Here is an 11,448-nt window from a genome sequence, read left to right on the forward strand (position 1 = left end):
GTCAGTTGGTATCTGATTGAACCACTGGTGAAATGTAGCTTTGAACGCAGTTAACTTGCTGATTTCGTCCAGCAAGGTTAACTGATACCAGCCCAAACCGGACATTCATCGCCGAGCTTTGCAATCGTCGACATGCGCAACATTGCTACCGTCCCTGAAGCCAACTCGAAGGTCAGCTCAGAACACACTCATCTCACAGGTTCGCTGTCTCAGCCACTCGCATCTTGATATCTGTTCTCTGCGTCCATGCGTCCATGTTTTGCTGAACGAACTGATCGATAGAGGTTGGTCGTGATCCGGTCAGCTTCAGTACGCTGTCAGTGACACGATCTTCAGATCCTCCCGCGATAGCTCCATCCATCGCAGCCAGCGTCTTTGCGTATTCCTCCGGCAGGCCCTGGCTTTGGTGGCGGTCGGCCAAACCGTCTACGGTGAGCCGATGGTGGGTAATCTGGCGACCCAATTGAGTGCTCAGTGTCTCAGCTACGACGTCATAGGAGATTGCCTCGGGGCCAGTGAGGATATGATCGGTGTTCTTGAACGAGGACGTGACCAGCAGAGCTGTTGCACAGGCTGCAATGTCTTCTGCATCGATGAAGCCAACTCGGCCGTCTCCGGTGGCCGTGTAAATAGACGCCTCATCGCGAATAGGATCCCGGTGGTGTAACTCTGAGAAGTTCTGCATGAACCAGGTCGGACGCAGAACGACCCACTCTGGCGCATTGGAGCGCAACCAGGCGTGCACAGCGCCCATCATGGGGCCACCTTCTTCCAAAGAGGAGGCACTGAGTAAGACGAAACGCTTTACCCCCACAGCAAGTGCAGCCTCCAAGCCGGGGCGCATGGCTCCCAGTGAATCCACAGTGTCTGTGGGCGCTACGAGATAAACGGCGTCGATCCCTTCGAAGGCTTTCTCGAATGTCGTCGGATCACTCCAATCGAAGCGAACATCACCATCATTCTTTGGATTGCGCGTTCCAACGAGAGGGGAGATCTCCCTATCGCGCAGATGTTTGACGACGCGACTACCGGTCTTTCCGGTGCCGCCAGTGACAAGAATGGAACTAGTCATCAATAAAGTCTCCCAGCTTGGACTTAAGAACTTCGACGCCGCCGACAGCGTTCAGCAGAACCAGAGGGTTCCAGTAGTCGCGATAGCGCGTGATGCGTCCGTTTTGGACCTCGATGACCGAGATGTAATTCTGGTCGTAGCGCCCGGCCTCGCCTTTACCTTTGCATGAGAATTCCAACACAAAGGTTTCACCGTCTTTGGCAACATGGGTGACTGCCGGGTTCATGGATTCAAAACAGATGAGACCTCCGGCTTTTGGCAGATAGGCTGCCATTGTATCTCGGCCACGGAGTTCTCGCACTGAGCCTTCTGGAGAAAACGGAAACTCGAACACGATGCCTTCGTCACACATGTCCAGGAAATTCTCGCCTGCATCTGCGATGATTGCGTCACCGAGAGCGTCACGCAGCATCGCGCCAAAGCTGGGTACGTTGTTTGTGTCAGACATGATCTCATTACCTCTTGTTGTCACTATAATGGGAGGGTTGTTCTGTGAGTGGTGACTTTGTTTATGTCGCTTTTCCGAACTGCATGATCAGAACACCTGCAATCGACAGCACAGCACCAGTGATGCGATAGAAGTCTGCTGGTCGAGGAGCGTTCCCAAGAAGCCCGTTCTGGTCCAGGATGAGTGCCATCGTCATTTGTCCAGCAATGACTGCGGCAATAAAAGCGGCGGCCCCAAAGCGTGGGATCAGAACCATGGTCGCCATCACGTAAATGACACCGATCACACCTCCTACCCACGCCCAGGGAGGAGCCGCATATAGTGATGATAAGCTTGGCAACGTCGGTCTAAGCCATGCGATGCCGACCACCAGGCAAACGAATGAAATTCCAAACGACAACAGAGTTGCCCGGAGTGGGTGACCAGCCGCGCGGCTGAGCTCTGCGTTCATTCCGGCATGGATGGGTATCAAGGCTCCGCAAAGCAGAGGCGCAAACCACAGAAGTGCGATTTTCGGGTCCATCTTCGCGTCCTTTCATCAGCCGCCAAAAACGGGTTGCGGTATCGATAAGTTTGCCTCAATATTCGTCGGAACGATACCGTTTCGTCCTATATAAAGGAGAATCACGATGGAACGCAAGAGTTCCGACGTAAAAAATCCTGATCGGCCGCGCCGGAAGCCGGCCGGGGCTGCCGTTTTGCAAGACACGGTGACGGAAGCGATCCGACGCGCCTTGTTCGAGGAATGGGCGGAAACGGGTTACTCGGCTCTACGAATGGAGCGCATTGCGGCTCGCGCAGGTGTCGGAAAGGCGGCGCTCTATCGACGTAGCAAATCCAAGTTTGAACTGGTGACCGAAGCGGTGAAATCAGCGGCCACGAATATCACTCCAATTCCGGACACAGGATCTTTTGAGAAAGACGTTGCCAAGCTTATGCGCAGAATGGCTGCAACCCTACGTCATCCGCTTGTGAGGCGGATTCTGCCGGACCTACATGCTGAGCACGCTCGTTCTGATGAATTGGAAGAATTGCTGGAGAGTGTGACGCGGGATCGCCGGGCCCAAGCAATGGTTATGTTGGACAGAGCCATTGAGCGTGGCGAGCTGGCAAAAGATACAGATCGGCAAATGATCCTGGATATGTTTATCGCACCGCTCTACTGGCACGTCATTGTTCAGCATCGACCTGTCAGATCAGCAGACATTCAACGATTTACCAATATGGTACTAAGTGTGTAGAAATAAACAGAAAACATAAGGAAAGTTGAATAACTGAGACGAAGGTCGTTTCGGTTTTTGGCACAGCCTAACAGCCTAGGGAACCCAATTCTGATGGGTAATCGCATAGTTTAACGCCTCGAGATCTTCAGTCAGTTGGCTGTATGAGATTGGCCCTCCCAGGCACACCCTGACCGCTTCGTCGGGTGCACCTGTTACGGTAAAGGCATTGCTGGGCATAACCCCGACTTGACGATTGGCCATGTGGCTCATCACGTCAGCTCGGCTCGATCCTTCGGGCAGCTTGAGCCAGATATTGAATGCTTCGTTGCTGCCGACGAAGTCTTGGTCCTGCATAATCTTGGCCGCCAAGTTCTGTCTGCGGTTCGCCTCCTTGCGGACGAACTTCTGCACGGCCGCGGCTGTGCCATCCTCAATCCATCGCGCCATCAAAGCTGTTGTGATTGGTGACGCCATGACATTCGATGCCTGCAAGGCCCGCGTAAAGTGGGTTTTCGACAGCCCAGACGGAACCACCGTAAGCGCAAGCCTCAAACCAGCGCCCAGACATTTCGAAAGACCCGCGATGTACCACCCCAATTCGGGAATCTGCTGTGAGATAGGCGGTGGAGCATCCGACGACACAAAACGACAAGCGTCATCTTCAATCAAAGGCAAACCGTACTTGTCCAAAACGGACGCGATCTGCTGACGTCTCTCCATCGGAATTGTAAGCGTCAGGGGATTTTGCAGCGTCGGGTTCAGATAAAGAGCAGAAGGTGCGTGCTCTTGGATAGCGGCATCCAGATCATCAGGAAGAACACCGCTGTCGTCTGATCTCACGCCAATTAGCCGGATGCCAAGTTGAGCGCCGATGGCACGAATACCGGGATAGGTCACGCGCTCACAGATCACGGTGTCTCCGGGCTTGGCGAGCAATGTCAGTATCGACAGCAAACTGGCATGTGCGCCAGGCGTGATTGCCAATTGGTCTGCTGTAACGTCGACACCATTGATGTTCATCCAGCGTGCTGCGGTCTCCCGGTCTTGCCGGCTCCCGATAATGGATTGGTAGCGAAGAAGAGGAACGAGGTTCGCAGCAACATGCGTGAGGCCTTGTTCCATACGGGCCACCAGTGCCGGATCATCTGGCTCTGGGGGCATATTCATGTTCGGGTCTTCTTCCAGCGCGCGGCGCGGGTCTGCTTTTTCTGAAGTTTCTTCTGGTTTCCGGATAAACGATCCCCGGCCGACAAAGGTGTCGATATACCCTCGTTTCGCGGCCTCAGAGTACCCGCGAGAGACAGTTGTGAAATCCAAGCCAACAAGCTTGGCGACGCTGCGTTGAGGCGGAAGCCTGTCACCTGCATCAAGCACTCCTGTCTCTACATCATGTCTGATCGCTTCCGCGATCTGGACATAGAGTGGTTTCCCGTTGTCGCGCAGATTCGGCGTCCATGACTTCAAGGCATCATTCCATTCAATATACAAGATTGTGCCTGTCAAATTTATCCTTATTACAGGCGAATTTCAACATATTGTCGCATGTGTCAACATATTGATTGGATATTGATTGCATTGCGTCTGAAGATGAACTATCCGAGGCGCAACCGAAGGAGATCAAAGATGTCCGAACTTGCAATTGACGCCCACGACGACAGCGAAGAGCGCCCCATCAAACCCGCGATCATGAATGGGATGCGCCTCAGGTGCCCCAAGTGCGGGGAAGGAAAACTGCTGCATAGCTACATCAAAGTGAACGATGAGTGCTCGAGTTGCGGTTTGGATCTGAGCCACCAGCGGGCTGATGATGGTCCGGCTTATCTTACGATCCTGATCGTAGGCCACCTTATGGGGTTCGCATTGCACATCGCATGGGTGACATGGAGGCCAGAACCTTGGGTCTTGGCATTGAGCATGTCGGTCATCGCAGTAGTCGGTGCCTTGGCACTGCTGCCGGTCATGAAGGGCCTGATTGTTGGATACCAATGGGCCAAACGAATGCACGGGTTCTAGCCAACCGCCCTCCCAATGAATTCTCAGCCCTTTCAAAGGATGGTTTCCTTGATGGATTTGAATTTCTATTCACTTGAGGCGACAGGAAAGACGATTGCGGATCTCACAACAGCCGCACCCCTTATTCCTGCGAGAACCCCTGTCAATGTGGCCTGGCTGAACGATGAGGATGATTACGACAGGCTGCGAACGGTGCGCCGGATCGACGATGCCGGACTGTTGCCGGTGCCGATATTTGCGGCTCGACGCCTTCAATCAAAAAAACACTTGTTTGACCTGACAGAAAAACTCCGGTTTGCTGGCGCACAAGGACAAGTCATGATCGTCGGCGGTGACCCATCAGATGCGTCGGGGCCATTCAACAACACGATGGATCTCCTTCGAACGGAGTGGATTGAAAAATACGCGCTTAAGAGGGTCACATTGCCGGGTTTTCCAGAGGGAAACGCAGCCATAGGTTATCGTTCGGACGTGGCCCTACTGGAGCAGAAGGTAGAACTTTTGGAGTCCTACGGATGCAGCGTGAGCATAACCACTCAACTTGCCTTTGATCCCAACAGAATTCTCAACTGGATAATCCAGCTTCGAAACGTTGGTGTTAGCCAGCCGATCCAAATTGGAATACCTGGGCCGACTAAAAGGGATCTCCTGCTCAGGTTTGCACGCTCATTTGGAGTTTCGGCTCGCGGGTTGAACAACGTGAGTGACACAGTGGACGGGATCGTTGATTTCTCCCGTTTGGTCTGCTTGATCGAACAAGGGCTGCAACGACGCAATTTAGCTGATGTTGCGGTTCACCTTTATCCTTTTGGTGGCGCGAAGGTTGCCGTTGAGTGGCTTGCTGCGATTAAGGCGCACCAAACACGGGACGCTTCGAGAAAAATGCTAGCTTGAGGTAAAAAAGGCCGGCCATTGAGGTCGGCCATGCTGGTTTTTCGAGAGGGCTTTTTCTGATTGTTGAAGGTGTTAAGCCGCCAGAGCGACTGAGTCCTTTCCAGCGGGGATCCGAAGTGGACATGTGCTGTCGGTGACAGCTCTCCAGATTGCCTGAACGACATCCTCGGAGAAGGTGAACTCCTTCCCTTCGGTGTTCATGAAGGCCGCCATGGTTTGCTCGACGAACGGCTTGTAGCCTTCAGGCGTGTCATTGGATTCTGACATCATTGCCATTGCGTTCTTGCCAAAATTCGTCGTTGGGGCCTGACCTGGTAGAACGATATGGGTCCGGATACCAAGCGGAGCCAGTTCAAGGGCAAGGCATTCGGTGAAGGCGTTCACCGCAGCCTTGCTTGCCGTGTAGGCCGAAGCCAGCGGTAGCGGTTTAAGTGTGACACTGGAAGAGACATTCACGATCACCCCTGACCCCGTGGCGCGCATTTGCGGCAGCACCGCACGGACCATTTCCATGGTGCCGAACGTGTTGGTCTGAAAAATCCGGCGCAGGTTATCCTCTGATGTGCCCTCAAAGGGGGAAAGCCAGCCGACGCCTGCGTTGTTCACCAAAGCGTCGATGGGCCCCGCAGCTTCCACAGCCTTTGCGATACTCTCACTATCCGAGATATCCAATGGCAGGATCGGCAAACGATCTGAGGCCGGAAGCAAGGCTTCATCTGGCTTGCGCATTGTCGCTACAACTGACCAGCCTTGTTCGAGAAAGAAGCGCGCCGTCTCCAGGCCAAATCCCGAAGAGCATCCTGTGATCAATACGGTCTTCATGACGTTTTCTCCTATTCGTTGGTGCCTTTAAAGTAGACGACGTCGACAGTATTATATATAATCAATAGTCCGTTTATTTTTATCAATAGTCCAAAATGGCAGATCCATTCTCTGAAATCATCTCCCTCCTTCAACCCAAAGCGTCCTATTCCAAACTGGTGCATGCATCGGGGCCATTTCGAGTGCATCGTGAGGATGTAAACGAGGCCTTCTACTGCTCACTTCTAACCGGACATGCATGCCTGGAGGTCGAAGGAAAAGAACCATTGGTTTTGAATGCGGGTGACTTTGTGCTTATCCCTGCGGTCAAGTCATTCACCTTTTCAAGCATCGACCCTCCGCCACCCGCTGATTTGGTGAACCACCCGGTGGAGGGTGAAAACGGAGTATTCCAGCTTGGGGCGGCTGATACGGACCCAGAAGTTCAGCAACTCGTAGGACACTGCACCTTTGCCAGCCCGGACGCTGATCTATTGATCTCTCTGCTGCCTGATCTGATCTTTGTCCGCGGTGAGGGTCGGCTGGCTGCGCTTACAGGGCTTGTTCGCGATGAAGCGCGCGCAAACAGGCCGGCGCGAGATGTGATCGTCGAGAATCTATTACAAGTCCTACTGATCGAAGCCTTCCGATCTGGCGCGGACCCGGCACCGACTGCTGGCCTTTTACGTGGATTGGCAGACATGCGCGTTGGGCCCAGTTTGCGAGCCATGCACTCTGCCCCGGCTCACAGCTGGACTGTTCAAGCTCTTGCAACCGAAGCTGGACTGTCTCGATCTGCATTCTTCACCCGGTTTGAAGGGGTCATGGGAATACCCCCAATGAGCTACTTGCAAAACTGGCGGATGACATTGGCAAAGCATATGCTCCGAACAGGCGACCTCAGCATTGCCGAAATCTCTGCCCAGACAGGCTATGGGTCGTCCAGTGCCTTCAGCACTGCATTTTCCCGCTATGTAGGATGCCCGCCCGCGCGCTACTCAAAGGCAAATCTACTTGAAGCTTCAGGCTAAGCTTTTCAAATAACACCGCCATTGGCGCGAAGAGTTTGCCCACTGATCCAACGGCCATCCGGTCCGGCCAGAAGCGAAACAACGGCAGCGATGTCTTCGGGCGTTCCGAGCCGGCCAAACGGGTTCATCTTCTTGATGTTTTCAATCAATGCTTCGGGTTTTCCATTGATGAACAAGTCGGTCCCAACCGGCCCCGGCGCGACGGTATTAACGGTGATGTCACGTGAGCCCAGTTCTTTGGCCAGCACATGGGTCATCGCTTCCACTGCAGCTTTTGTTGCCGCATAGACCCCGTAGGTCGGCTGATAGAGCCCGACAACACTGGAAGACAGGCTGACAATCGCGCCACCTTTGTTCATGCGGTTGGCAGCCTCGCGCATGCCGCGAAAGACACCGCCAATGTTGATGGCGCAGTGAGCCTCGAAGTCGTCATCAGATGTAGATACAACTGCACTCAGGCGCATTATACCCGCGTTGTTGACCAGAACATCAACCGAGCCGAACTCCTGTTCAGCCGCATCGAACAATCTTGGCATACAGGATGGATCAGAAATGTCACCCTGAACTGCGATTGCCTGGCCGCCAGCGTTTTTGATAGCGTCTACAATCTCGTTCGCTCCGGCCACATCACTTGCATAATTGGCAATGATTGCATGACCATCCTGAGCCAGGCGGAGTGCGATGGCTGCACCAATCCCTTTGCTGGCGCCGGTTACAATTGCCGTTCGTTGTTCGTGCACCATGTCAGTCTCCTTTCTGTTTGCAGCGAAGATAGATACGGAGACAAACCAGATAATCAGCCTTGTTTTGGAAACACAATTCGGTAGAAGCGAACAATGATCGATAGACTTGAAACCATGCGACTGTTTGTTCGAGTGCTGGAACGCGAGAGCTTCACAAAGGCCGCAGCGGATCTGAATATCCCGCGGTCTACCGCAAGCGAAGCCATCCAAAGACTAGAACGTGACCTTGGTAGTCGGCTGTTGGATCGGACAACACGCCACGTGGCCCCAACACCGGATGGGCAAGCCTATTACCAAAGATGCGCGTCCATTCTGGCTGATCTGGAAGAAGCTGAAGGAGCACTGCGCGGGCACGAGCCCTCAGGTCTGCTGCGCATTGACGCGCCTGGCACTCTGACGCGGGTTTTCCTGCTACCGCATTTGGCTGATTTTTTGGCGACGTATCCCAAAATCACCCTTCAACTCGGTCAGACAGAGCGCCTAGTGGATCTGGTGCGCGAGGGCGTTGATTGCGTCATCCGTGCCGGCATTCCTGATGATAGCGGAATGATTACTCGGCACCTGACCGATCTCCCCGAAATCACCTGTGCAAGTCCAGAGTATCTGGCCAAGTTTGGCACTCCCACGTCGGTAGACGATCTGAAAGGTCATCAGATGGTCGGCTTCCTGTCTTCGCGAACCGGCGGCGCACTACCGCTGGAGTTCAAGATCGGTGACAAGCTTAAGGAATTTACGTTGCCAGCGCTGGTTACAGCAAATGACGCGGACACAGTGCATCATCTGATCCGAGACGGGTTCGGGATTGGACAAGCTCCAAAGTATCGTTTTCTGGAAGACTTGAGAGCGGGACGCCTTGTAGAAGTTTTACCGGATAAGCCACCATCGCCCACTCCGCTGGCTGCATTTTACCCACAAAACCGACAACTATCCCCGCGCGTCCGGGTTTTCCTCGATTGGATCGTTCGCATTTTCGACAAGGCAGCGCTTTGACCAAGTGTCTAGGGCCGTCCTCTTGACTTTGCAAAGTCCGCTAACTGCGCATTGCAGACCTTCGCGAGAATCCAAGCAAAAAGGTCGTATGGAACCCAATATTCCTTAGGGAGACCCTTTGCGGGATTGAGCAACGCAAAAGGCCATAACTGTGACGGCTACGCCAAAAACTGATTGAATTCATCGTTAAGGCAGACAATCGCGCGGCGCAAAACTATGGGCGAACTACGCAAACTTATAGGGTGCGCGAAGTGCTATGCGCGAACCTACACAAATGTAGGTGCGCTCATAACGCTGCATTCCCAACATTGATTTCATTGAAGAAAATCTTGGAAGATTGCCCATAACTCTGCGCGGTATTTGCGCATAACTTTGCACGATTTGCCCATAAGTTTGCGTGCCACAGAGAACCCATCGAACAAACCAGCTCCTATGGCTTATCTGCAATTCTCAAATGCGACTTATTCCCAATCGCCAGCAGACGAGCGCCACGTCTTAGCGTCCGCATCCCAAACACTGGCGGTGACGCAAGGCGTTGGGTTTATTCCGTCGCAATTGGATCCATGAATATCCGCAACAACAACGCGTTGACGCCCAAAATCAACAACCGTCCAGCCCTGGTTGAGCAAGGATTGAACCTCCTCTTCAATCAAGAAGTGCGACATGCATCCGCCAGTTCCGCAGTAAAGAGATGCGGCGCTCGAACACGCAAAACCAGACTCATTCAAAACCCAGTCGCGTTGTAGATCTCCGTCGAGATCGACCCTTTCAACCGCGCCCCAATCTAAGTCAAACTGACCGTTGTTGAACTCCGCGCATACCTGCGCCGCCAGATCAACCTTTGCTCGCAAACCGGTTGGAAGTTGCGAAACGTCAGCCGCGACAACTGGTGAGGTCCAAACCAGGCCCGAACCAAGCAGGATCGCAGATACCAAACGTTTCAAGTAGCTTGCCAATTGGGAAGCCGGTTGGAAGGTGGCTTCAGTTGCATTGTTCATACCTGTAGTCCCCGTATTCCAGCCAGTTTGCCGAGCCTTCGTTAAAAATCAGAAATTCAGACCTGTCTTCACCAAGAAGGGCGACGACAAATCCGGCCGGTGGCTCAGAGTTTCCGAAGTAGCTGTAGGCTGTCATGGCTCTGATCGACTCGCCGTTGACCATTACTCGCGCGTCCCACTCCCCCTCTGGATTGTCCAAAATTACGGGTTCGATCACGCGCTCTATCGCTCCGCCACCACAATAGACGATGCCTTCGGGCGCTTCGTAGGACGTCTCTTGGCTAACTTCTGAATCGCACGCAGAACGAAGGGACCGAATTGCTGCGCTGGAACCTTTCAAGTCAAAAATTCCGTAGCTGACATCTCGATCAATCATCGACAGATTAACCGATGCATTGGCCGCAAGCTGGTCCAGTACAAAACCATAGTCTCGCTGACTATTGAAACTGACCTCGACAGGATAATTGTCGACGATCTGCAAAGCCGCGTTTTCTGCGCCAACCTGAAATGCTCCAACTTCGGTGGTGCCGTTCTTCAAGAAACGAATGGAAAGCCCCTGCTTGTCCGCAATGTCCTGGCTGTCCTCGAATCCAGCCGGAGCAAAGCGAATACGGTCACACTGAAGTTCCAGCGTCATGTTTCCTGTCTGAATAAACGCATTGGGGGTGGGCCCGGAGCTGAACGACCACTCCGCTGATGCTGTGGTCGCCACTGCCATCAGGAGCATTCCAATGGAAATGGTTTTGCAGCTCATTTTTTTCTCTCCATTGAGTTACGGTTCGCACTGTCGTTCAGCAGAAGTTCCAGCCAATTGCCCCGGCAACCAGATCAGGACACAGGTTCGCCGTATTCGTTTGCGCCTTCTTGGGAAGGTCGTGTCAGCCACCAGATCATCAGGATAGACAGAACCAATTGAAGAATTGAGACAACAACAATACCGGTCACGCCCAGTACTGCCGCAGGTCCCCGTAATGCATCGGGGTTTTCGGTCCCCTGCTCCAATACCGAAAAGAACGCCACCCCACCCAGCATAACAAATAGCGTTGTAATGCTGAGCGCCATCGGCAGCAGCAAATACCAGCCAGGTCGTCCTGTATCATGCAGCCTTCGCCAACCGGCGGCCAGCATAGGTATGAGAACAGCCAGCTGGAAAACAGAGGACAGGACCCGAGATCCCTGGCCTGTTTCGGGGTTGGTCCCGAATATAATCGTATCCAGCACAGCTAAGGCAGCGC

Annotated in this window: 14 protein-coding genes; 5 read left to right on the forward strand and 9 right to left on the reverse strand. The window is 53.5% G+C overall.

The window, feature by feature from the left end:
- Positions 1–193: 193 nt before the first annotated feature.
- From GOW98_RS24520 to GOW98_RS24530, 3 genes are all read right to left on the reverse strand, one after another.
- Positions 194–1,072 carry an ergot alkaloid biosynthesis protein gene (locus tag GOW98_RS24520; protein ID WP_170337080.1) on the reverse strand — a complete coding sequence of 293 codons (879 nt, stop codon included), beginning with the start codon at positions 1,070–1,072 and terminating at the stop codon, positions 194–196.
- On the reverse strand, positions 1,065–1,520 hold the full coding sequence (locus GOW98_RS24525) for a nuclear transport factor 2 family protein (protein ID WP_170337081.1): 456 nt from the start codon (positions 1,518–1,520) through the stop codon (positions 1,065–1,067). The genes GOW98_RS24520 and GOW98_RS24525 overlap by 8 nt, the downstream gene beginning before the upstream one ends.
- 61 nt (positions 1,521–1,581) lie before the next feature.
- Complete coding sequence (locus tag GOW98_RS24530) at positions 1,582–2,043, reverse strand: DMT family transporter (RefSeq protein ID WP_170337082.1); 462 nt, start codon at positions 2,041–2,043, stop codon at positions 1,582–1,584.
- Between the two features lie 106 nt (positions 2,044–2,149).
- On the opposite strand from GOW98_RS24530, the gene GOW98_RS24535 reads away from it, so the two are divergent.
- Positions 2,150–2,761: a TetR/AcrR family transcriptional regulator gene (locus tag GOW98_RS24535; RefSeq protein WP_170337084.1), complete on the forward strand. Its 612-nt coding sequence runs from the start codon at positions 2,150–2,152 to the stop codon at positions 2,759–2,761.
- Between the two features lie 75 nt (positions 2,762–2,836).
- Here GOW98_RS24535 and GOW98_RS24540 read toward each other — a convergent pair whose 3' ends face one another.
- Positions 2,837–4,231, reverse strand: a complete 1,395-nt coding sequence (locus GOW98_RS24540) for a PLP-dependent aminotransferase family protein (protein WP_254438172.1) — start codon at positions 4,229–4,231, stop codon at positions 2,837–2,839.
- A 135-nt stretch (positions 4,232–4,366) separates the two neighbouring features.
- Here GOW98_RS24540 and GOW98_RS24545 point away from each other — a divergent pair, with 135 nt between their 5' ends.
- Together GOW98_RS24545 and GOW98_RS24550 are read left to right on the forward strand one after the other, a co-directional pair.
- Positions 4,367–4,756 carry a DUF983 domain-containing protein gene (locus GOW98_RS24545; protein WP_170337086.1) on the forward strand — a complete coding sequence of 130 codons (390 nt, stop codon included), beginning with the start codon at positions 4,367–4,369 and terminating at the stop codon, positions 4,754–4,756.
- A 51-nt stretch (positions 4,757–4,807) separates the two neighbouring features.
- Entirely contained in the window at positions 4,808–5,650 is an 843-nt protein-coding gene (locus tag GOW98_RS24550; protein WP_170337089.1) for a hypothetical protein, read from the forward strand.
- Positions 5,651–5,722: 72 nt separating this feature from the next.
- On the opposite strand, the gene GOW98_RS24555 is transcribed toward GOW98_RS24550, so the two are convergent.
- Positions 5,723–6,472 carry an SDR family oxidoreductase gene (locus GOW98_RS24555; protein ID WP_170337091.1) on the reverse strand — a complete coding sequence of 250 codons (750 nt, stop codon included), beginning with the start codon at positions 6,470–6,472 and terminating at the stop codon, positions 5,723–5,725.
- A 95-nt stretch (positions 6,473–6,567) separates the two neighbouring features.
- Between GOW98_RS24555 and GOW98_RS24560 the strand changes: the two genes are divergently transcribed.
- Positions 6,568–7,482, forward strand: a complete 915-nt coding sequence (locus tag GOW98_RS24560) for an AraC family transcriptional regulator (RefSeq protein WP_170337093.1) — start codon at positions 6,568–6,570, stop codon at positions 7,480–7,482.
- Positions 7,483–7,487: 5 nt separating this feature from the next.
- On the opposite strand, the gene GOW98_RS24565 is transcribed toward GOW98_RS24560, so the two are convergent.
- Complete coding sequence (locus GOW98_RS24565) at positions 7,488–8,225, reverse strand: SDR family oxidoreductase (RefSeq protein ID WP_170337095.1); 738 nt, start codon at positions 8,223–8,225, stop codon at positions 7,488–7,490.
- A 93-nt stretch (positions 8,226–8,318) separates the two neighbouring features.
- On the opposite strand from GOW98_RS24565, the gene GOW98_RS24570 reads away from it, so the two are divergent.
- On the forward strand, positions 8,319–9,215 hold the full coding sequence (locus tag GOW98_RS24570) for a LysR family transcriptional regulator (protein WP_217359732.1): 897 nt from the start codon (positions 8,319–8,321) through the stop codon (positions 9,213–9,215).
- Between the two features lie 461 nt (positions 9,216–9,676).
- Here GOW98_RS24570 and GOW98_RS24575 read toward each other — a convergent pair whose 3' ends face one another.
- From GOW98_RS24575 to GOW98_RS24585, 3 genes are all read right to left on the reverse strand, one after another.
- Complete coding sequence (locus GOW98_RS24575; protein ID WP_170337098.1) at positions 9,677–10,213, reverse strand: hypothetical protein; 537 nt, start codon at positions 10,211–10,213, stop codon at positions 9,677–9,679.
- Positions 10,197–10,967 (reverse strand): hypothetical protein, encoded by a 771-nt coding sequence (locus tag GOW98_RS24580; RefSeq protein ID WP_170337100.1) that lies wholly within the window; start codon positions 10,965–10,967, stop codon positions 10,197–10,199. The genes GOW98_RS24575 and GOW98_RS24580 overlap by 17 nt, the downstream gene beginning before the upstream one ends.
- Positions 10,968–11,041: 74 nt before the next feature.
- The coding region (locus GOW98_RS24585; protein WP_170337103.1) for a DUF805 domain-containing protein at positions 11,042–11,448 on the reverse strand (407 nt) is incomplete at its 5' end.

Origin of the sequence: Ruegeria arenilitoris (genome assembly GCF_013032445.1) — a bacterium.
In the GTDB taxonomy this organism is placed as follows: Bacteria; Pseudomonadota; Alphaproteobacteria; order Rhodobacterales; family Rhodobacteraceae; genus Ruegeria; species Ruegeria arenilitoris_F.

What these genes read in the sequence shown, in the direction of transcription:
- GOW98_RS24560 (WP_170337093.1), top strand. Translation starts at nt 6,568, where the DNA reads ATGGCAGATCCATTCTCTGAAATCATCTCCCTCCTTCAACCCAAAGCG.
- GOW98_RS24580 (WP_170337100.1), bottom strand. Translation starts at nt 10,967, where the DNA reads ATGAGCTGCAAAACCATTTCCATTGGAATGCTCCTGATGGCAGTGGCG.
- GOW98_RS24575 (WP_170337098.1), bottom strand. Translation starts at nt 10,213, where the DNA reads ATGAACAATGCAACTGAAGCCACCTTCCAACCGGCTTCCCAATTGGCA.
- GOW98_RS24565 (WP_170337095.1), bottom strand. Translation starts at nt 8,225, where the DNA reads ATGGTGCACGAACAACGAACGGCAATTGTAACCGGCGCCAGCAAAGGG.
- GOW98_RS24520 (WP_170337080.1), bottom strand. Translation starts at nt 1,072, where the DNA reads ATGACTAGTTCCATTCTTGTCACTGGCGGCACCGGAAAGACCGGTAGT.
- GOW98_RS24525 (WP_170337081.1), bottom strand. Translation starts at nt 1,520, where the DNA reads ATGTCTGACACAAACAACGTACCCAGCTTTGGCGCGATGCTGCGTGAC.
- GOW98_RS24550 (WP_170337089.1), top strand. Translation starts at nt 4,808, where the DNA reads ATGGATTTGAATTTCTATTCACTTGAGGCGACAGGAAAGACGATTGCG.
- GOW98_RS24555 (WP_170337091.1), bottom strand. Translation starts at nt 6,472, where the DNA reads ATGAAGACCGTATTGATCACAGGATGCTCTTCGGGATTTGGCCTGGAG.
- GOW98_RS24570 (WP_217359732.1), top strand. Translation starts at nt 8,319, where the DNA reads ATGATCGATAGACTTGAAACCATGCGACTGTTTGTTCGAGTGCTGGAA.
- GOW98_RS24535 (WP_170337084.1), top strand. Translation starts at nt 2,150, where the DNA reads ATGGAACGCAAGAGTTCCGACGTAAAAAATCCTGATCGGCCGCGCCGG.
- GOW98_RS24530 (WP_170337082.1), bottom strand. Translation starts at nt 2,043, where the DNA reads ATGGACCCGAAAATCGCACTTCTGTGGTTTGCGCCTCTGCTTTGCGGA.
- GOW98_RS24545 (WP_170337086.1), top strand. Translation starts at nt 4,367, where the DNA reads ATGTCCGAACTTGCAATTGACGCCCACGACGACAGCGAAGAGCGCCCC.